This window comes from Paenibacillus sp. N22P23, assembly GCF_059383735.1.
The window spans coordinates 1751455-1771442 of the sequence record NZ_JBXENT010000001.1; the positions used below are offsets into that span (position 1 = coordinate 1751455).

The window sequence follows — 19988 nt, forward strand, 5'->3', positions numbered from 1 at the left end:
ACTCATGCTTTTTCTATAATTGAGAAATATTATTTCCGTTTCCTACTATTTTTAATTAATGTCATTCTTCTGGAATGTCTAAGCCAAGAGTAATATGATTTCAGATCGCGTAGTTCAATAGTCTCAGACATTCGGCCAAGAAACGTGACTACAATCATCTTGTGCAGCGGATTCCCCGTCAAATCGGTTTCTTTCTCCAGCACCGCAAATTCGGCAACAAAAACGAGATCGTCATCAATGAGGTACACATCTTGCTCATTTCGGTAATAAGGCTCTATTCTTCCTTGTTTCAGGCATTGCCACATATAGTCCGCAATATCTTCAAAGCCGGTCTTCTCGCTTTCAACGCGATCTGACCAACGGCTCTTGGCATGGTTCGTGATGACGATATCAGCTACTTTCTTGTCACCAAGTACGACGTGGAACGATTCATACGTGTTCCATCTATCCGTCATCTTGTCTTTCATCGCGATCCACCCCTCCTCCCCGGCAGTAGGCCTTATGATCTATATGTACTTACCATTTAATTGTAGCATGCCTGTCTAATTTTTCAATATTAAAATAAAGTCTCCCCAAAAATGTAATTATATGGTTTATCAAAAATAGGAAAAAGCCCCAACTGCGGTAAAAGTCGGGGCTTACATCTTACAAACTATAGAATCGTGTCTTATCCGGCACGCCTTGCGTATATTCGGTCTTTATTTCATTGCGGTATGAACGTTCGATTCGCTTCACGAACGGCAAGCGCCCCATGTTGCGAACGACCTCGTCAGCGCGGTCTGCGTTCATGTACATCACGACATAGTGCATCTTACGGGACATGTAATGCACTGTGCCATATTTCTCCAGCGAACGGGCAGCCTTGAGATCACTGACCCATACAATATATCCGACGCGTTCCGAAAACATGCAAGCTCCCCCGTTTCTCTCTCCCTTTGCTTATCCGCAGCCCCCGCTGCTGCAGCTGCATGAACCGCCGCTGCCACAGCTTCCGCCACCCTTCGGAAGCGGATCATTGCTCGGAACCTTTATCGTTTCCGATACCGAGCTTGCAATCTGCTTCGCAATGTCGTGCAGCAAATCATCAACCTGCTGCTCTGCAGCCTTGAATCGGCTGACGCATTCAATCTCATTCAATTGCTGTTGAATCGCAACCACTTTATCTTTGGCAGCATTGAAATCCGGATGAAAACGTCCGAACCGCTCGCAATCGACAAACTGTTCTTTCGCTTTGTCAAATTGCTTAACAAGCAGGTGAACCTGCTCATCTTGATCTACTACTGTCTTCCAATATGCATATTCGGCAACTTCAGCCGATTGGTTTACCATATCGCCAATTTCATAGGCGTTTAATAACAGCTGTCCCATATCAAGCGAGGAATGATCATTCATTTCAAGCTCTATAGGGTCTGATAATGGCATTGTTTGCATGATATCCGCCCCTTTATGAACAATTGGCTAGTGCTTAATTGTTATCATACCATACCAATCACCGAAAAAGGTAGAGGAAGGCCGATAGTTATGCGCTAAAAACTGTCAATCTCCATCGGCAAAACAAGCATCATTTCCTGCCACATCTCTGGCATCAGTCTTGCGGGAGCATAACTCTCCTCAAGGACAAAATGCCCCGTGACACTCCAGCGACCGTCCTCATCCACGATACGTTCGGGAACAAAGGGCTTTACTACGCCTTCACAGCTTAGTTTAACCGGAGTTCGCCAGCTTAAAGCCAGTTCCATCAGTTCCCTTCGCGTGGAGGTGTGATACGCTCTGAACTGTTTCAACCACATCGAGGGCACCTCTTCAATGCCAATAAACATGGCTTTTAAAGGTTGTCTTTCGGTTAACAGCTCATAGACCTGAACGATGTTTCCATTTTGAATTAATGGCAGTGGCTCTATGTATTCTGCTTGGCATTGGACTTCGATCGGATTGGATTGACCGTTCGGGAAATGTCCTTCTGTTGGGTCAAATGCTTGTACGATAACAGCACGGACGGTTTCAGGCAGCAATTCCCCTGAAACGGTCTCTAAGAAATCCATTACCCCTTTGCTCGTCGTATGAAGCAGAGTATCTTGTTTGAAGCTGCGGGAATCCAGTCGATACACAGCCATATGGTCGGTACGTTTTCTTGCGACTAATCGTTCCATTTGCCAGATCGCATGGTATGAGCAATCACTTGGTACATATACATCGCCATCCGGCGTAATTTGCACTTGTCCCTCATAGGAATCAGCATTCTGATGATTTGTGTTCTCTTCCTGCGAGTCATCAGGAGCTATTAACCATCGGAGTACTTTGCCGCCTTGCTCCTCAGTCGCTATTTCCATCCACCCTAATGCACACAACAAACTGCACCAAGCTGAAATAGCTGACGAATGCGGCTTTGAGATGGAATCTTGTCGGAGTATATGCTGCGCATCCAGATCCGCAATCCGAAACCATCGATAGGGAGGCAGCATGCACAGCGAGGCTATACCTGCTGCAGCCGATGTACTTCTCTCCATGAAAATACCGATGATCTGTGCAAGCAAATCCGTTTCCCGCTTTACCGGGTCCCCTTTAAGCCAACGGTTCCACGTCTCTTCTTGAATGGCGTAGGTGTTTTGCAGCTCACTCAGCCAATTACTTTTCCTTGCAATGTCGAGGAAAAAAGCGAGCTGCAATGGATAAGGTTCTCCTAATGCGACAAGTGATAATTCTGCAACTGCGTTTAGATGGCCGCTTTGTACGGAGAGCTGCTCCGTGCATTTTAAGATCGTGCGCTTCGTCAATACGCCTTTAACCGTTCGTTTCATACCGGTGTTTACCAGCTCGGCCATCACATGCAAGCATTGGAGACTTAGAGGGGGCGTGTAGCTGCTCTCCTCCATCGAGTTGATATGCCAGGGTTCAACCTCCATCGGGACATGTATGATCTCTGCCCTCCACTTATGCTGAATGCTGATCATCGCTTTGTACCAGATGAGATATACATCATTTGGGAGCAAATACTGCTTCTCTCCCCAGCCTTTGCGCACGGCAAAGATGATTCCGGCTTCCATGAGCTGAAGCAGTCCGCAGCGCAATTCGGCTCCTGCCACCCCGGGACGAGCTGCAAGCAGCAGCTGCTCCTCACTGAAAGGCAGCGGCCCGAACGAACAGATGACAACCTCTAATGCAATTGCAGTCTGTTTCGATATAACTGACCATGCTAACTCGGCGGCGGTCCGACTCTTCAAGACCGCCGGCCATGCTTCAGCCGTACTCTTACGCCATACGGGGCTAACCCTCATCGCCTCGATTTGCGTTTCAGTAAGCCGTTCCACTATTTCTTGTAGATTCACAGGGCGGCCTCCCGAAGGCCATCATCAACCGGCTGAACTGTATTTTCTTGCAGATTCAGTTCCATATCTGACCATTCTTTAAGTGTGTAACGGTAGCCTTGTTCGAGCAAGAAGAGCTGTCTCCTGCTTGCATATCCTGTTTCCTTGGTGCCCTGGGAGACTATCGTATAGAACCACGCTTGGTTATCCCCGCGCTTCGGACGTAGTATTCGGCCGATCCGCTGCGCTTCTTCTTGACGTGAGCCGTAGCTTCCCGATACTTGGATCGCTACTGCGGCATCAGGCAGATCAACGGCGAAGTTCGCAACTTTCGAGACGACAAGGACCCGAATTTGGCCTGACTTAAACGCTTCATACAGTGCAGCTCGATCCTCATGCGGCAGCTCCCCGGTTAAGACAGGCGCTCCGAGCTCTTCGGCCAGAAGGTGCAGCTGTGTTAAGTATTGACCGATGACAAGCGCCTGCTTCCCTTTATGGAACTGAAGCAGCTGGCGGACAACCTCGATTTTGGCCATGTTTTCGCCTGCAATTCGTACTTTCTCCTTCTCGGTTGCGGCGACATAGCGTTCAACATCCTCGTGTGCCAGCGGCAGACGAATTTCCGTGCAAGATAACGTTGCGATCCACTGACGCGACTCCAGCGTCTTCCAAGGAAGGTCAAAGCGCTTGGGACCGATTAATGAGAAAACATCTTCCTCATGACCATCCTCACGAACGAGCGTCGCCGTTAAGCCTAGACGCCGCGTTGCTTGTAAGTCAGCTGTCATGCGGAAAACCGGTGCAGGGAGCAAATGTACCTCATCGTAAATAATCAGCCCCCAGTTTCGCTCCCCGAACAGTCTCATATTGCTGTATTCATCGCCCTTTTTCCGGCGGTTAGTCAGTATTTGATAGGTGGCAATCGTAACCGGACGAACTTCTTTGGCTGATGCCGCATACGTTCCGATTTCCTGATCGGTTAAGGTCGTTTTATCAAGGAGCTCCGCTTTCCATTGGTTAACAGAGGTCACGTTCGACGTCAAAATTAACGTGTCACAGCGTAATCGCGCTAGTGCTGCGATGCCGATGATCGTCTTGCCAGCGCCGCACGGCAGTACAAGCACTCCGCTTCCACCGTCTGCTTGACCTTCTCGGTAGAAGAGATTAACGGCTCGCTCTTGATAATCGCGCAATTGAAATGATTTGCCGCTCACGGCTTTCTCCAGTATCTCCACGTCGAGCGCCTCACCATGCCGATAACCGGCCAAATCAATAACCGGATACCCCATTCGAATGAGCTCCTGCTTAAGCAGTCCCCTAGCTTCAAGTCGGACTTCTCGCTTCTCTTCTCTGCTTGCAGGCAATAGAAATGCATGAATGGTCTTGTTTGCACTGAGCTGCTTCAGCAATTCTTCTTCACCCAGCAGCAGCAATTCCCCTTCACTGGTTTGCTGAAGCATTAACTTGCCATATCGGTCTGCCTGCTTCCGAATCCCGCTTGTCACTTGAAGCGGAATTTCGTAGCAGCTATGTTCCGTGAGCACTTGTAACATGTCATGAGACGTCATCCCTGTGGATGCTGCATTCCAGAGTGACATCGGTGTAATTCTGTACGTATGTAGATGTCCGGGCCGTTTCACTAAATCGGCAAAACGGATCAGCTGCTCCCTCGCTGCTTCCGCATCCTGATGCCGTTCATCAAGAAGCACGGTAAAGTCAGCCTGGACGCATAAGGGGCGAAGCTCGCGTTTATACATTCCATCATCTCCTTGACTCGCGCATTTTGCATGCATGTCGCCTAATGTTTCTTTCCTCAGTATTTAAAGTTTCCGGCTGGATTATGCATACAAAAAAGCGATTCGGCAGTTTAGCGCCAAATCGCTTCTAATGTCATTAATGGATGATCGTTTGCTGCTCGTTATGCATCTCCTGCGAAATGCTGCTTAGCGCATCTCCCGCTTCATTGACGAAAATCTCTCGTACCGCCAAATCTCCGATCGCAACAATTCCGACCAAATTACCGTCTTCTACTACGGGCAGACGACGAATTTGATGGGAAGCCATCAGGTTAGCCGCTTTATCCACGGTCGTATTCGCATCAATCGTCACCATATCCTCGGTGATGACCTCCGATACAGCTGTGGAACCGGAATGTTTCTCAGCGTAACCACGTACAACCAAGTCGCGGTCTGTCACAACGCCGATCAATTTCTTTCCGTCCACAATGGGGACAAAGCCGATATTATGATCCTTCATCAGAACAGCAAGCTCATAAACATTATCAAGCAGCGTCGCTGTCACACAGTCCGTAGACATTAAATCCTTTACTAGTCGCGTCACGATTGCAGTTCCCTCCTTGATGAATCGCACGAACACGTTCGCCGTATGCATGGACTTCAACACTAGGGTTGCCGTTTGTCGACTTTTTATGAATGAGGAATGAGTCGTTCCTGCTCTTCTGCCGCATAATCTTCCGCCATGGCAATCATGAGCTTCGCCGCCTTCAGCATGGCCCGCTCATCCAGATCGAACTTCGGATGGTGATGCGGATAGGTAGCTCCACACGTTTCATTGCCGGCACCTACAAACATGAAGCAGCCTGGAATTTCGCGCAAATAATACGTAAAGTCCTCGCCTGCCATAATCAGTGCCGATTCTTGTACGCCATCTATGCCAAACACCTCAGGTGCCACTTTGAAAAATCTTGCCGCTTCCCCAGCATCATTCACAACAGGTGGATACCCATCCCGATACTCAAGCTCTGCCGCAGCGCCATACATGGACGCAGTCTGCGTCACGATCGTTCTCAGCCTGTCCTGAATCAATGCTCGAACCTCATCGGTGAACGTACGCACTGTCCCCGTCATCCGGCAGCGCTCCGCAATGACATTGGCCGTCGAACCTGCGTGGATTGAACCAATCGATATAACGGCAGGATCAAGCGGATTCACATTCCGGCTTACGATAGACTGAATCGCTTGTACAATCGCCGAAGCGACAACTACAGCATCAACGGTTTCATGCGGCAAACCACCATGTCCGCCTTTGCCTGTAATATCAATATAAATCTCATCCGGTGCAGCCATGAACGGCCCCGGCTTCGTTGCTGCGAAACCATAAGGAAGCGGTGTCCATAGATGAACACCATAGATCGCCTCGACGCCTTCAAGCGCCCCGCCTGCGATCATCCCCATTGCACCGCCCGGCGATACCTCTTCGGCAGGCTGGAAGAGCAATCTTCTCTCGCCGGCAAAATTCGCTTTATTGTCATTATAGAAACGGGCAATCGCAAGCATCGTTGCCGTATGCGCGTCATGACCGCATGCATGCATGATACCTGGTACTTTAGAAATATACGCCGTCTGTTTCTCATCTTGGATGGGAAGTGCATCAATATCGGTTCGAAGTGCAATAACCGGCCCAGGCTTATCGCCATATATGGAAGCGACCAAACCATATCCTCCGCCGACTCTTGTCTTTACTTCACAGCCGATTTCGGCAAGCTGCTGCTCAATCCAGCGTGATGTTTCCTTCTCTTGAAACGATAATTCCGGATGCTGATGCAAATATCTGCGCCACTGTACCATATCTGGATAGACAGTTTGCAGCTGTGCCTCCATCTTGCTCGTTATACTCACGCTTACAAACCCCCTCGCTCACAATTGACTTATCCCCTATTGTACCAGAATGAGAGAGTGAACTGAAATTAGTTTTTTGGCGATTTCAGGCAACATTTTTCGTAAATATGTCACTTTTTGCGCCTTGGTGCTACGGCAGTTAGGCTTGCACTGGCCCATGAAAAATACTATCATGGATAAGAAGAAAACCTGTTCTGAAGCTTGAAGGAGGATCACCCTATGATTATTGAGAATACAGGCCTGAACGGCATGACTAGCGAACTCGCGCACCTTGACGAGTCGGCGGAGAAGCTTGGCTTTGTTCGCTGGCAATGGGAATATTACCGCGCTACGTACGACCTGAAGCTGGAAGACCGCACAAACCGTGAAGAATACTTCCTGCGCTTCAATGTCCGCGCAATTGAAGGTAAGCTGGAGTCCTCTCACGCTGTGCTGCAAGTGGAATCCGTTTATATCGGACGAGCTACGTTTCCGCATGGTCTAGACTATGAATCGCCTGTACCTCAGCCGATTCTGAATGCGGCAACACAGCGTCTGCAAGAATTGAAGAAACTGCTTGCTTAATTGGCTATGAAGCCACAGACGACGAAAACAAAGATACTCGGCCTGCGCGGCAGGCCGGATTTCTTGCTTCTGGTGCTCACGCTGCTGTTGGTCGGATTTGGTCTTGTCATGGTATTCAGTGCAAGCTCCAACACGGCTGTTATTTCGAAAGCTTCGAATTTCGACGCATTGTACTATACCAAGCGACAGCTGATGTGGGCCGTCTTAGGTACGATTTCGATGTTCGTAGTCATGAACATCCCCTATACCGTGTTCAAAAAAGGCTTCATCCTCTACTTCATCCCCGTCATGATTACGCTCATTCTGGTCCCTTTCATAGGCAAAGAATTAAACGGTGCTCAAAGCTGGCTCTACATTGGGCCGATCGGCATTCAGCCAACCGAATTCGTCAAGCTGGGTCTCATCCTTTATTTAGGCTCACTGATTGCCAAGAAAGGCGAGAAGTTTAGAGATTTCAAAAAAGGGCTTGTCCCGGTCTTCACCATCATCGGAATCATTTGCTTGATCATTATGATGCAGCCCGATCTGGGTGCTTGTATCGTCATCGGTGCTTGCTCCATAATCATCATTGTTGCCGGCGGCGCCAATTTGAAGCAATTGTTTCTGGCAGGCATCATTATCTGTTCCGTTGTCGCATCATGGGCCAGTATTTCCATTATGAAAGATCATGATGACTGGCAGTACCGGATTAATCGTTTCACGGCATTTATGGATCCGCTTTCGGATGAACAGAACAGTACCTTTCACTTATCGCGCTCTCTGCAAGCGCTTGGGCATGGCGGCATTACCGGCGCAGGCTTCGGGCATAGCGTACAGAAGCTCAAATATTTGCCTTATCCATACAGTGACTTTATATTCTCCATCATCGCCGAGGAATTCGGCTTTATCGGAAGCCTGCTCTTCCTGCTCTTCTATTTATTTTTCCTCTGGCGAGGGTTACTCGTTGCTGTTCGATGTCCGGATAGCTATGGCACCATCGTCGGGGTCGGCATCGTCGGATTGTTCGCCGTTCAGACCCTCGTCAACATCGGTGGTGTGACTGGCGCGATCCCGATAACTGGTGTAACGTTACCCTTTGTCAGCCACGGCGGATCTTCGCTCATTGTTTCTTTACTTAGCATGGGCATACTGCTCAGCATCTCACGTGAATACAACAAGCCTGAGAAGCCGCAGCAGCAGCGCAGCAGATAACTCAAAAAGGCATGCCCCGCAGGGGGCATGCCTTTCTTGTTCCTAACTCTTATTTCAGCCGTGCAAGTTCCTCGACTTCTTCTTCCTTGAAAGCAACACCTTCAACCTTGATGTTCACTTCTACGACGTGAAGTCCTGTCATGTTCGCAACCGTTTCGCGGACATTCTCTTGCAGTTGACGGCAAACCTCTTGAATCGGAATGCCATATTTCACGATAATTCTTAAATCGATCGCGGCTTCAAGCTGGCCCACTTCGACCGATACGCCTTTTTGCGCGTTCTTCCCGCTTAGGCGTTTCGCCAGCCCTTCGGAAATGCCTCCTGACATAGCAGCAATGCCCGGAGTCTCAAGTGCAGCCAGTCCCGCGATGGTGGCGACTACGTCGTCTGAAATACGTATGATGCCGGTTTGAAGTTCTTCTGTCATGCCACTCACTCCTCGTTCACCTTATGTTTCCATTGTAATGGAACGGCACATCCGAAGCAAGGCTATTCACGTTGTCCAATCCTAAGTTTACACAACAGACATTTTCAGCTATAGTGTTAACAGATTTCCAAATTTCCACATGCAGAACGAGGTGCCGGGACATTGAATCAGAAATTGTTTTTCACATTGCTCATCGGGTTATTTGTACTAAGCGGGGTTAGTCATTATGCACATTTCGGCACGACCATTGAGTTTATCATTTCAGCAGCCGCGATTCTTTTTGTAGCCGGCTTTCTGGGGAAAGCAACCGAGAGTGTCGCTCACTATGCCGGTCAGCGGCTTGGCGGCTTCCTGAATGCTACGTTCGGAAATGCGGCGGAATTGATCATTGCCATATTCCTTGTCCGTGAAGGACTATTCGATATGGTAAAAGCCAGCATCACTGGTTCTATTATCGGTAACCTTCTACTCGTACTTGGTGCAAGCGTTCTGCTAGGCGGCTTGAAATTTAAAGAGCAGAAATTTAACGTGCAGCTAGCCAGCCACAACTCTTCACTCATGATATTGGCTGTAATCGCGCTGGCCATTCCTGCGATTTTCATTACAAATCAACATTTCTCAGCGGAGAGCACTAAATTCCTCAGCATTACGATAGCGATTATCCTAATTGTCGCTTATGTGCTATGGCTCATTTTCTCCATGGTAACGCATAAGGATATTCTCGAGGATGTCGAAGAGACGACACCTGATCACGGCGAAGAAGCTGCTTGGTCGAAAAACACGTCCGTCTTGTTCCTCATCCTTGCGACCGTTATGACGGCTTTCGTCAGCGAATGGCTCGTTAGCACCTTACATACGTTTACAGCTGATTTCGGCTTCTCTGAAGTGTTTGTCGGTGCCTTCCTCATTGCAATCGTCGGTAACGCGGCAGAACACAGTGCAGCGGTCATGCTTGCGATGAAGAACAAAATCGGAGCCGCAGTAGAAATTGCAGTTGGCAGCAGCTTGCAAATCGCCTTGTTTGTTGCCCCGGTTCTGATCCTGGTCAGTACACTGTTCGGACCTACGATGGATATCGTGTTCACTCCGATTGAGCTTACAGCCATTGCCGTATCCGTCTTTATTGCCAAGTCCATCTCCAAGGACGGCAAGACGAACTGGTATGAAGGCGCATTGCTATTGATCGTTTACATCATTCTGGGGATTTCGTTCTACCTGGTCTAGCTTACAATAAAGACGTTCCGTCATTTGACGGAACGTCTTTATTTTGCCTAAAAAAAGAGCAGCTGCGATAAATCGCCGCTACCCGTTTAACGCCTCATACAGCTGCGCTAAGTTTCTTTCTAATTTGTTAATGATTTCTTTGCCGACAGATTCACCGACAAGTCCTGCACGAATCGCAAAATCGATTTCTCTGGAAAAGCCGTATATTTGAGTGTCCAATACTTCTTCATAAAGCGGACATTTTCTCGTCGCCAAATTTTCCATTTGCACTTCGATCAACTTTTCGATTTTAGTGGCATCCTCGTGAAGGAGATTCAGCGCTTTTTGATGCAGATGAATAAGAACATCGGATGAAGACATCGTACTCCTCCTTAATGCGTAATACTAATCCATTTATCTATTCTTTATATTAGTCGAAATCAACGGAATGTACAAGGTCAAAACAACAAGCGCCCCACCGATATATCGGCGAGGCGCTTTATGTGGTTAGGATGAACTGCTATTCAACTACGTTTACTTTAAGATTATGTTTCTCGAACACTGCTGCCAGTGCCGCTTTCGCTTCATCAGCGTCAGCACCATGGACGTGGAGCTCGTAGGAATGTCCGCCGACCAATGTCGTGAATAGACCGAGGATGCTCTTAACGTCAATGTATTTATTCTCGGCTTGGAGTACAATGGACGATTGGAATTTATTAGCCGTTTGGGAAATATCTACGATTGCCGCGTTATTGGACATGGGAATCCCTCCATAATTTAGTTACTTTCGCTAACTTCATTCATCATAACCCGATTCTTCTATTCGTTCAAGGAAATTTTACTTTAAGTTTTCCGGATTCAGGCCTTCGAGTTCAGGAATGACAAACCGTCCATCCTTACGGATCAAACGTTCATCGAAATAAACTTCCCCGCCGCCATATTCCGGTCTTTGAATGAGAACAAGATCCCAGTGAACAGCGGAACGATTGCCGTTATCGGTTTCTTCGTATGCTTGTCCCGGAGTAAAGTGCAGGCTGCCTGCAATTTTCTCATCGAACAAAATATCTTTCATCGGATGCAAAATATAGGGGTTAAAGCCCAAGCTGAATTCGCCGATGTAACGTGCGCCTTCATCCATGTCCAAAATCTCGTTCAGCTTCTCGGTATTGTTACTTGTAGCTTCTACGATTTTGCCGTCTTTGAACGTAAACTTAATATTCTCGAATGTTACGCCGGAATATACTGAAGGCGAGTTGTACGAGATCGTACCTTGAACGGAATCACGAATCGGACAGCTGAATACTTCGCCATCCGGGATGTTCTTCTGACCGGAACACTTCTCGGCACCGATCCCTTTAATCGAGAAAGTCAAATCCGTTCCAGGGGAAACGATTCGAACTTTGTCTGTTTTGCTCATCAGATCCGCAAGCGGGTCCATCGCCTTGTCCATCTTCGCATAATCAAGGTTACACACGTTAAAGTAGAATTCCTCAAACGCCTCTGTGCTCATGTTCGCAAGCTGCGCCATGGAATCGTTCGGATAACGCAGAACAACCCACTTTGTACGCTTCACGCGCTCTTCGGAGTGGATCGGATGACGGTAATATTTTTCGTACAGGTTCATTTTGTCACTTGGCACGTCGGCAAGGGAGTTGATGTTCTCGCCTGCGCGGATCGCAATATAGCCATCCATTGCCTCCATCCGTTTCAAGTCGAATGATGCCCATAGTTTAATTTGCTCTTCCGTTGCATTCATCAGCATCGAACGCAATACGGAACGGTCGCTCGTCTCAACGAATGGACGTCCGCCTTTCTTAGCCACTTCTTCGATGATGCATTTCGCAAGCTCTCGCTCCGATCCAATCATATCGATAAGGACATTTTCTCCAGGTTGTACATTGATGGAGTATCCGACTAAATTAGCTGCAAGCTTCTGCATACGAGGATCACGCATTATTCAATTACCTCCAGTTTATAAATTCATACCTATCCTACCATTTTTCAAGCGCCGATGCACGAACGCTACAATTGGCCGCCTCCTTGACGTGTAAAGACCATCTTCGTTACGCGCGACTCCTTCCGATCCTGCCCTTCTGCTTTGTACTGCAGCGTCGTCTTCTCCTCCAATTGAAGCGGAAGCAGCTTCTTGCGATCGATGACTAGCCGGCAGCTGGATTGCACGCGAAGCGTGGACAGCATCGCCTCGAGCTGCGCTTTAGATCGGCTGAGTTCTTCCTTCCACTCTTTCTCAAGCGAGCTTTCGGAGCCTGCTGCTCGTTTGCTTTGCATACTACCGGTGGAAGCAGCAGGCACTTTCTTCTCAAGCGCGCTAAATTCATTTCGTAGTGTCTGGACCCAAGTCGCCTTCGCTTTCGCTTCGTTCGATGTAATGCGTAAAACCGCTGTTCGATTTCCGGACTCGGAGGGCACTAATTCTGTTTTTTGTGCGTTATTTTCCACCTGTCTGAGATACTCAAGCGGATGAATCGAGCCGCCTAGCGCATCCGGATTATTTGCCTTCACCTTCACATTGTTATGATTCTCAACTGTCCCTTGAAACGTCATCGCCTTAATCGGCGTTAAGCCGGTAAGACCGATACCCGTATTCCCTGTAAAAGCATACTGATCAACACCTGACAAGCCTGACACGGATAGAGATAGCAGCTCTCCCGGCGATTTATTGTCTGCTGCGGAATTGCAGCCGATAACCATTAGCACTAGTAAACAACATGTCGTCCATTTCATTACTTTCATTCGATTCGCCTCCAGCCCCTACAATTCTGCTTATCTTACTTAGCGTCTGTTGCTTCACTTGTCTTTATGTAACGAAACAACAAAAAAACGGCAGCCATTACGCTGCCGTCGCCATCTTTCGATCGTGAAACTGCTCTATCCAATCATAATGCGATTTCGTCCATGCTTCTTAGCCTCGTAAAGCGCCATATCCGCCCGATAAAATAACGATTCGACGCTGATCTTCTCTTCCTCGAAGGTCCACTCCGATAATCCACAGGAAACGGTTACTTTCGGATCCGTATGCTGCTCCACCATACTGCGGATACGTTCTGCAATTCGGTAAGCTTGCATCGATCTTATTTGAGGCAAATAAACAGCAAGCTCCTCACCGCCCCACCTTGCAGCGATATCACTGTCGCGAATACAAGAACGAATCACCTCACTCACGATAACGAGAATACTGTCACCAATGAGATGTCCGTAAGTATCATTCACTTTCTTGAAGTGATCGATATCGACCAATACGAGAGAGCCGCAAGGGTCTTTCCGCTGGCGATATTGAATCTGCTCATTCAAATAATTTCGGGCATACAGTCCGGTTAAGTTATCCGTAATGACCATGCGCCTAACTTCGGCATGCAGAGATGCATTCGATATCGCAAGTCCGATGTGAGTGGTGAGCACCTGAAGCAGCTTGTAGTTCTCGTAGGAGAAATAGTTGGCGCTCTTGTCGGAGATCATGATGACACCGAATAGATCTGAACCAGACATGACCGGCGCAGCAATAAGCGATCTAGAGCCGGTTTCGTCCATTAACTTGGAATCCACAACTCGCGTAGCCCAGTAGTCGGAAATGATCAGCGGCTCTTTCGTGCTTTGAATGATACCGCAAAAACCATAATCTGTGGAACACTTCTCACCTACTACAGAAGGCACATTGCTCGCTGCAATTTGAAAGCTTTGGTTTTCATTCGTCAATTGAATCAGGTGGCAATAATCTGCCTTGAAAATATGCAGCAGCTCCGTCATCGCGAAATCGAATACTTCATTGAGCCGCAGCGATTGATTGAGACGTTTTGCTAATTCATTAATGAGCTGCAATTCGCTGATCAGCAAATTGGATTGCTCAAACAGCTTTGCATTCTCAAATGCAGATCCTGCTGTATCTGCAAGCATGACAAGCGCCCGAATCTCGGCATCTTCCCAATGTGCAGTTTCCATGACTAAGCTAAGAACACCGTAAACGGCTTGTTTACCACTCATCGGGATCGCTACATTCGTGCTGTTCTCTTCCGTATTGACGATGGGTTGCCCGGATAGAAAGGATCGCGCATGAATATCTTCTGAACTATGCCTCAGCATAAGCGGTTTGACCCGCGGATCATTATTTACATGGTCTTGCGACAAATATAGGTTTACATCTGCAAGTGGGTACAGCTCAGCCATATCCTGAAGCAAAACTTGAAGCACCATCGAAACGTCATTCTGATCATGCAGCCTCTTCGCCACATTAAACATCGTATCTTGATGCCTGGCTTCTTTCTCGCTGAGTTTCTGCCTGTTATGCAAATCCCGGACGACCATGACATCAAACCGGTGATACACCATCTGACGGATCAAGAGCGCGGTCGTTTGCAGCAGGGATTGACGTTCATCACTCATGTCATGATTGACTAGTACTAATGTGGCAATCATTTGTGATTCAGAAGAACGATTAAGTAACGAAACCTCAATCCGATTCGACTTATTCTCTTCCAATAATGGACCATGCTGCGCAATAACTTGTCCGGCAGCACTAAATAATGCAAGCTCATATTCAAGTAACGGGGAGTTCATTGCCGCTGCTTCTTCCAACCATTGTTGGAAGCTTTCCTTTAATAGGAAAATGATAGCAGCATCGTCACTATCATGGATATCACCTTGAGGAAATGATGACATTGGCTGCTGCGTATTCATGAGAATGCCAGCCTTATTGCCTGTCTTATTCATCCAATCAGCATCGATGGATTTCACCGCAGCATCACCTCATTCCATATTGGAAGTCCATGTTGAAATTTGTTTCTACCATTCTACAACTATACTTGAAAAATTATTGAAATGCACTACTTTTGGCACTAGATGGATAGGCCTTTGGATTCAGTCGTTCTAAGTTGTGCGATTCATGAAATTCCCTGGCACGTTTCTAAGCCGATTCGCTTGACAATCGCCGCTCAACTTATATAATATTTATAGTTGAATACATGGGAACGGTTTTGTGTCACCCTCAAGAGACTGTCGCTAACAGGTCTGCGGCTGAACATACCTGTCAGGACTTCATTGTGTGTACAATGCAGCGTAGACAGCACTCGGCGAAACACCCATTTCAAACATCCCATTTGAAGAAGGAGTTTTACGACACATGTCAAGATATACAGGTCCTAAGTTTAAACTAAGCCGTCGCCTCGGCATTTCCCTAAGCGGTACAGGTAAAGAATTGAAACGCGCATTCCCACCAGGCCAACACGGTCCAGGTCAACGTAAGAAAATGAGCGGATACGGTATTCAATTGCAAGAAAAACAAAAACTTCGTCACATGTACGGTATGAACGAGAAACAATTCCGTAACCTATTTGACAAAGCTTCGAAACAAAAAGGTATTGCCGGTGAAAACTTCATGGCCCTTCTTGAGAGCCGTCTGGACAACCTGGTTTACCGTCTTGGTTTCGCGAACTCCCGTGCAGGAGCTCGTCAGCTTGTATCCCACGGTCACGTAACTGTAAACGGTAAGAAAGTCGATATCGCTTCTTACACAGTATCGCTCGGCGATGTAATCGGTTTGCGCGAGCGCAGCCGTACAATGAAATCGATCAAAGAAGCTTTGGCAGGACGTAACTTCCTACCGAACTACCTTGAGTACAACGATGGCGCTGTTGAAGGTAAATTCCTTCGTCTTCCAGAACGCGCTGAACTTCCACAAGAGATCGACGAGAAACAAATCGTCGAGTTCTACAGCCGTTAATAAATCGAGCGGTCCGAATATTCGGACCGCTCTTTTTTTTTATATCTATTCCGTTATTCGCTCGGATTGGACAATTTAGCCGCTGCTTCTTGAACAAGCACCTCAGGTGTAGGCTGTGATTTATTCGTTAACCCTCGCACAAAGGCATTCAAATCAATTCCCGAGACACTCTTGAGCATTTCCGGTGCTGTTGCCATCAAAGAAGTAACATAATTACTTAACCGTGCCGCACCTTCTCCATGTCCGGTATCCACGATCGTCAGTTTGTCGATGGCACGAATCGGATCGGCCACTTTTCCAGCCAGTTCAGGCAGCATTTTCACAATGATATCAAGTACGGCTGCTTCACCGAAGAGCTCGAACGCTCTAGCCAGCTTCTCTTTCGCTTCCGCTTCTGCCAAACCACGGAGCCGGATAACATCCGCCTCAGCAGTACCTTTGGCACGCTCTGCATCTGCAATAGCCATACCTTCCAGACGCTTCTGCTCCGCATTTGCTCGAGCCTCAGCTTCGATCTTATACTGCGCAGCATCTGCTTCACGCATCCGCTTCGATTTGTCCGCTTCAGCCGCCTGTTCTACAGCGTAACGATCAGCATCTGCTTTCTTCTTCACTTCTGCATCATACTGTTTCTCGCGGCGCAGGATTTCTTTACCTTCTAGATCAATTTCACGTTCTTTACGAACGATCTCGACCTGCATTTGTTCCTCAACCACTTGCTGTTTGGCTTTCGCTTCTTGAATCGCGTAAGCTTGGTCAGCCTCCGCTTTAGCGGAATCCTGCTCTTTCTTGAAGGACGCTACTTTAAGCTCCTTCGCTTTGGACGCCTCCGCGATGTTCGTATCCCGCAGCAGCTCGGCCTTCTGTCCTTCTTCTTCCGCTCTTGCCTTCTGAATCCGCGAATCCCGGACGGCTTCTGCTTCTGCAATATCTGCATCTCGCTTCACAGCTGCGATACGCGGCTTACCTAGCGCGTCCAAATAGCCATGCTTATCGCGAACATCCTTGATTGTGAACGAAACGATTTGCAGCCCCATTTTCTTCAAATCAAGTGCTGCAATCCCTTGCACCTCTTGCGCGAATTTATCACGGTTCCGGTACACTTCTTCCACTGTCATTGATCCGAGAATGGCACGAAGATGACCTTCCAACACTTCCTGCGCCTCACTCTTCAGCGCTTCTGTCGGCTTGCCAAGAAACTGCTCTGCTGCAGTTGCAACGTCCTCTACAGCACCGCCGATCTTAATAATTGCAACGCCATCACAGATGACCGGAACACCTTGCTCGGTATAGACTTCAGGCGTCGATACATCCAGCTTATGCGAGAGCAGTGAGAGGAAATCTGCTTTTTGGAAGACAGGCAGAATGAATGCCCCGCCGCCGCGAACGATTTTGATCCGACGACCGCTCTCGTCGATGGATGCATTACGACCTCCAAGGAAAGTACCGGTTACGATCATCGCTTTATCCGGCCCAACCGTCTTATAACGTGCCCAAAAGGCAAGACCAAGTACGATGAGTACACCAACTACGACAGCTGGAATGACTAAGTAATCTGGCATCAAGATTAAATCCCCTCCCGGTTGTAAATTACAGCTCTAGTAATGAAACCATTAAAGCATGACCTTCAACGTTAATAACTACGACGCGTGAACCATTCGGGATCATAACGCCGTCCATGCTGGAGGCAATATGACTGGTCAGGCCAGCGCCGACTCTAATCATCACTTCCCCGTACCCCTTCTCCGGTATCGGAATGGACACTTCCCCGATCGCCCCTTCAAGCTCCTTCATTGAATAGCCGGTCGAGTTCTCGGTATTCCGCATTGGGCGTACATAGAAGTAATACACACCGAGCGCAGCGGCTATCGCACACAGAACCGATAAGACCAAGACGATTGTCGTGCCTAGTCCAGTATGTCTATCGAGCAGCAGTCCAGCGCCTCCGAATACAGTGATGCCTCCTACGATTGCCATCGGCTGCAAGATCGGGTGACCATCCAATGACAGAAAATCAAGCATGCCGTCAAGTGATGCACTAAGCCAATCGCCAAGAACGACACTTACGATCGCAAACAATATGCCGCCAACTAGGCAGCCCATGAATAGTCCTTCCAAAGCACTCCCCCCTTCATTTATAAATTAATCCATATTCTAGTAGAACATCCGGTATTTATTACGCATTATCTTCCCATAAGTTTCGATGGTCAAAGACAGCACAGCTTGAGCTCTGTAGAAAGATAGAAAAAGCTCACCCACGAATCGCTTCGTAAGTGAGCCTATTTTGATGTTTGCTAGTGCAGAACGATTTTAACAATTTTCCGCTTGCCAACTTGCACGACATCACCGTTCTCCGGCGTTAATACCGCTGACCAATCATCAACTTTGACCTCGTTAATACGCACAGCGCCTTGCAGAACGCTCCTCTTCGCTTCACTGCTGGATGTTTGCAGTCCAAGAGTCGTGAGCAGCTTAAGGATGCTGATTGAACCTTCCTCAAGGGCACTGCTTGAAAGCTTCGCTTCTTCAATAACAGTAGGTAGAGCACGTTTCTGGAATACGGTTATAAAATGCTGCTCCGCCGCCTCAGCGGCGTCTTCGCCATGATACATACGGACAAACGTACGTCCAAGCCTCATCTTTGCATCACGAGGATGTACGCTTCCGTCCCCGAGCCCATTTCGCAGTGCCTGCAGCTCTTCATTGCTCAAATCTGTTGCCAACTCGTAGAATTTGATCATCAACTCATCCGGAATCGACATCGATTTCCCGTAGATTTGGTTCGGCTCTTCATCTATCCCAATGTAGTTGCCAAGGCTCTTGCTCATCTTATTGACGCCGTCCAAACCTTCCAGGAGCGGCGTCATAATGGCTGCCTGAGCGCTCTTGCCGTATTCCTTCTGAAGGGTGCGGCCCATAAGCAGATTAAATTTCTGATCTGTTCCGCCAAGCTCGACATCGCTTTCCAGAGCGACAGAGTCATATCCCTGCATCAAGGGGTAGAAAAATTCGTGGATGCTGATTGGCAGACCGGAATGATAGCGTTTGGTAAAGTCATCCCTCTCGAGCATGCGAGCAACCGTCACTTTCGCCGACAGGGTCACCACATCCGCAAAATGCAGCGGGCTAAGCCATTCGGAATTGTAGTAAACGGTCGTTTTCGCGGGATCAAGTAGTTTGAATATTTGCTTCTTGTACGTCTCGGCGTTGCGCTTAACATCTTCTTCACTCAGTTGTTTGCGTGTTTCGGATTTCCCCGTCGGATCACCAATGCGTCCGGTAAAATCACCGATAATCAGTTGCACGGAATGTCCCAGCTGTTGAAATTGTTTTAGCTTATGAAGCACGACTGTGTGTCCGATATGAATATCCGGCGCAGAAGGATCTAGGCCGAGCTTCACCTTCAGCGGCGTGCCCGTAGCGACTGCGTTTACTACCTTCGCTTTCAACTCATCCTCCGGCACAATTTCAACGACACCGCGACGGATGACGTTCATTTGTCTTTCTACTTCTTGTTGTTGTTCAGGCGTTAATTGTTCCCATTTCAACATTTCGATCCACTCCCGTCCGCAAAATAAAAAAATCCCTCTGTCCTCAAGGGACGAGAAGGATTTGCTCGCGGTACCACCCTCGTTAGAGTCGCCGGCGATGCGTCAGTTGGACTGACGCTGCTGCCTGACTGGCGGCTCTCACTTCATTTCATAACGGATTCTATCCGGAAACGGACTACTGGTTGGTCTCTCTACAAGAAAGCTTAAAGAAGACCTTCGTTCGTCCGATCAGCTCGAGGCGGTAATTCAAACTGCAGCGCGTACCGGTTTGCACCAACCACCGGCTCTCTGGAATCGTCAATCCGCAGTTCTACTGATGCCTGTCAACACGTTTCAATATGAACTTTTCTTGTACAAGGTTATATCATACGGGAT

General features: G+C 48.1%; 20 protein-coding genes and 1 other annotated feature. Of the genes, 4 read left to right on the forward strand and 16 right to left on the reverse strand.

The annotated features are described in order from the left end of the window. Window positions 1–29 precede the first annotated feature (29 nt). From AC506A_RS08245 to AC506A_RS08275, 7 genes are all read right to left on the reverse strand, one after another. Window positions 30–467: a hypothetical protein gene (locus AC506A_RS08245; RefSeq protein WP_495460467.1), complete on the reverse strand. Its 438-nt coding sequence runs from the start codon at window positions 465–467 to the stop codon at window positions 30–32. Between the two features lie 178 nt (window positions 468–645). Next, on the reverse strand, window positions 646–909 hold the full coding sequence (locus AC506A_RS08250) for a YlbG family protein (RefSeq protein ID WP_090635781.1): 264 nt from the start codon (window positions 907–909) through the stop codon (window positions 646–648). Between the two features lie 30 nt (window positions 910–939). Further along, window positions 940–1431: a YlbF/YmcA family competence regulator gene (locus AC506A_RS08255; protein WP_495460468.1), complete on the reverse strand. Its 492-nt coding sequence runs from the start codon at window positions 1429–1431 to the stop codon at window positions 940–942. 95 nt (window positions 1432–1526) lie between these two features. Then, window positions 1527–3326, reverse strand: a complete 1800-nt coding sequence (locus AC506A_RS08260; RefSeq protein WP_495460469.1) for a hypothetical protein — start codon at window positions 3324–3326, stop codon at window positions 1527–1529. Next, window positions 3323–5062, reverse strand: coding sequence for a DNA repair helicase XPB (locus AC506A_RS08265; RefSeq protein ID WP_495460470.1), 1740 nt, complete (start codon window positions 5060–5062; stop codon window positions 3323–3325). Before AC506A_RS08265 ends, AC506A_RS08260 begins: the two co-directional genes overlap by 4 nt. Window positions 5063–5198: 136 nt before the next feature. Next, on the reverse strand, window positions 5199–5645 hold the full coding sequence (locus AC506A_RS08270; RefSeq protein ID WP_495460471.1) for a CBS domain-containing protein: 447 nt from the start codon (window positions 5643–5645) through the stop codon (window positions 5199–5201). Between the two features lie 86 nt (window positions 5646–5731). Continuing rightward, window positions 5732–6943, reverse strand: a complete 1212-nt coding sequence (locus tag AC506A_RS08275; RefSeq protein WP_495460472.1) for an amidohydrolase — start codon at window positions 6941–6943, stop codon at window positions 5732–5734. Between the two features lie 219 nt (window positions 6944–7162). Between AC506A_RS08275 and AC506A_RS08280 the strand changes: the two genes are divergently transcribed. Both AC506A_RS08280 and ftsW read left to right on the forward strand, forming a co-directional pair. After that, window positions 7163–7507, forward strand: coding sequence for a YugN family protein (locus AC506A_RS08280; protein WP_090978214.1), 345 nt, complete (start codon window positions 7163–7165; stop codon window positions 7505–7507). Between the two features lie 6 nt (window positions 7508–7513). Beyond that, window positions 7514–8698 carry a putative lipid II flippase FtsW gene (gene ftsW / locus AC506A_RS08285; protein WP_495460999.1) on the forward strand — a complete coding sequence of 395 codons (1185 nt, stop codon included), beginning with the start codon at window positions 7514–7516 and terminating at the stop codon, window positions 8696–8698. Between the two features lie 49 nt (window positions 8699–8747). Here the strand turns inward: ftsW and AC506A_RS08290 are convergent, their stop codons facing one another. After that, window positions 8748–9125 carry an Asp23/Gls24 family envelope stress response protein gene (locus tag AC506A_RS08290; RefSeq protein WP_090978210.1) on the reverse strand — a complete coding sequence of 126 codons (378 nt, stop codon included), beginning with the start codon at window positions 9123–9125 and terminating at the stop codon, window positions 8748–8750. Between the two features lie 162 nt (window positions 9126–9287). Here AC506A_RS08290 and cax point away from each other — a divergent pair, with 162 nt between their 5' ends. Continuing rightward, window positions 9288–10349, forward strand: coding sequence for a calcium/proton exchanger (cax, locus tag AC506A_RS08295; RefSeq protein WP_495460473.1), 1062 nt, complete (start codon window positions 9288–9290; stop codon window positions 10347–10349). Between the two features lie 78 nt (window positions 10350–10427). On the opposite strand, the gene AC506A_RS08300 is transcribed toward cax, so the two are convergent. The 5 genes from AC506A_RS08300 to AC506A_RS08320 form a co-directional block, all read right to left on the reverse strand. Further along, on the reverse strand, window positions 10428–10709 hold the full coding sequence (locus AC506A_RS08300; protein WP_475780457.1) for an Fpa/YlaN family protein: 282 nt from the start codon (window positions 10707–10709) through the stop codon (window positions 10428–10430). 139 nt (window positions 10710–10848) lie between these two features. Then, window positions 10849–11088, reverse strand: coding sequence for an HPr family phosphocarrier protein (locus AC506A_RS08305; protein WP_090978203.1), 240 nt, complete (start codon window positions 11086–11088; stop codon window positions 10849–10851). Window positions 11089–11166: 78 nt separating this feature from the next. Then, window positions 11167–12282 carry an aminopeptidase gene (locus AC506A_RS08310; RefSeq protein ID WP_495460474.1) on the reverse strand — a complete coding sequence of 372 codons (1116 nt, stop codon included), beginning with the start codon at window positions 12280–12282 and terminating at the stop codon, window positions 11167–11169. Window positions 12283–12350: 68 nt separating this feature from the next. Beyond that, on the reverse strand, window positions 12351–13082 hold the full coding sequence (locus AC506A_RS08315; RefSeq protein WP_495460475.1) for a hypothetical protein: 732 nt from the start codon (window positions 13080–13082) through the stop codon (window positions 12351–12353). A 135-nt stretch (window positions 13083–13217) separates the two neighbouring features. Then, on the reverse strand, window positions 13218–15077 hold the full coding sequence (locus AC506A_RS08320; RefSeq protein WP_495460476.1) for a sensor domain-containing diguanylate cyclase: 1860 nt from the start codon (window positions 15075–15077) through the stop codon (window positions 13218–13220). Window positions 15078–15462: 385 nt separating this feature from the next. Here AC506A_RS08320 and rpsD point away from each other — a divergent pair, with 385 nt between their 5' ends. Then, complete coding sequence (gene rpsD, locus AC506A_RS08325) at window positions 15463–16062, forward strand: 30S ribosomal protein S4 (RefSeq protein WP_495460477.1); 600 nt, start codon at window positions 15463–15465, stop codon at window positions 16060–16062. A gap of 53 nt (window positions 16063–16115) precedes the next feature. Here rpsD and floT read toward each other — a convergent pair whose 3' ends face one another. The 3 genes from floT to tyrS form a co-directional block, all read right to left on the reverse strand. After that, a complete protein-coding gene (floT, locus tag AC506A_RS08330; RefSeq protein ID WP_495460478.1) occupies window positions 16116–17624 on the reverse strand; it encodes a flotillin lipid rafts scaffold protein FloT in 1509 nt (502 codons plus the stop codon). Window positions 17625–17652: 28 nt separating this feature from the next. After that, window positions 17653–18180 carry an NfeD family membrane protein gene (locus AC506A_RS08335; protein WP_495460479.1) on the reverse strand — a complete coding sequence of 176 codons (528 nt, stop codon included), beginning with the start codon at window positions 18178–18180 and terminating at the stop codon, window positions 17653–17655. Window positions 18181–18356: 176 nt separating this feature from the next. Further along, window positions 18357–19610, reverse strand: a complete 1254-nt coding sequence (gene tyrS, locus AC506A_RS08340) for a tyrosine--tRNA ligase (protein WP_495461000.1) — start codon at window positions 19608–19610, stop codon at window positions 18357–18359. A gap of 46 nt (window positions 19611–19656) precedes the next feature. Next, window positions 19657–19949 (reverse strand) — a binding site (T-box leader). Window positions 19950–19988 lie beyond the last annotated feature (39 nt).

Excerpts from the sequence above, each read along its gene's own strand:
- ftsW (WP_495460999.1), top strand. The coding sequence starts at position 7,514 with ATGAAGCCACAGACGACGAAAACAAAGATACTCGGCCTGCGCGGCAGG.
- AC506A_RS08305 (WP_090978203.1), bottom strand. The coding sequence starts at position 11,088 with ATGTCCAATAACGCGGCAATCGTAGATATTTCCCAAACGGCTAATAAA.
- AC506A_RS08280 (WP_090978214.1), top strand. The coding sequence starts at position 7,163 with ATGATTATTGAGAATACAGGCCTGAACGGCATGACTAGCGAACTCGCG.
- AC506A_RS08265 (WP_495460470.1), bottom strand. The coding sequence starts at position 5,062 with ATGTATAAACGCGAGCTTCGCCCCTTATGCGTCCAGGCTGACTTTACC.
- floT (WP_495460478.1), bottom strand. The coding sequence starts at position 17,624 with ATGCCAGATTACTTAGTCATTCCAGCTGTCGTAGTTGGTGTACTCATC.
- rpsD (WP_495460477.1), top strand. The coding sequence starts at position 15,463 with ATGTCAAGATATACAGGTCCTAAGTTTAAACTAAGCCGTCGCCTCGGC.
- AC506A_RS08290 (WP_090978210.1), bottom strand. The coding sequence starts at position 9,125 with ATGACAGAAGAACTTCAAACCGGCATCATACGTATTTCAGACGACGTA.
- AC506A_RS08315 (WP_495460475.1), bottom strand. The coding sequence starts at position 13,082 with ATGAAAGTAATGAAATGGACGACATGTTGTTTACTAGTGCTAATGGTT.
- AC506A_RS08250 (WP_090635781.1), bottom strand. The coding sequence starts at position 909 with ATGTTTTCGGAACGCGTCGGATATATTGTATGGGTCAGTGATCTCAAG.
- AC506A_RS08245 (WP_495460467.1), bottom strand. The coding sequence starts at position 467 with ATGAAAGACAAGATGACGGATAGATGGAACACGTATGAATCGTTCCAC.
- AC506A_RS08300 (WP_475780457.1), bottom strand. The coding sequence starts at position 10,709 with ATGTCTTCATCCGATGTTCTTATTCATCTGCATCAAAAAGCGCTGAAT.
- AC506A_RS08255 (WP_495460468.1), bottom strand. The coding sequence starts at position 1,431 with ATGCAAACAATGCCATTATCAGACCCTATAGAGCTTGAAATGAATGAT.
- AC506A_RS08310 (WP_495460474.1), bottom strand. The coding sequence starts at position 12,282 with ATGCGTGATCCTCGTATGCAGAAGCTTGCAGCTAATTTAGTCGGATAC.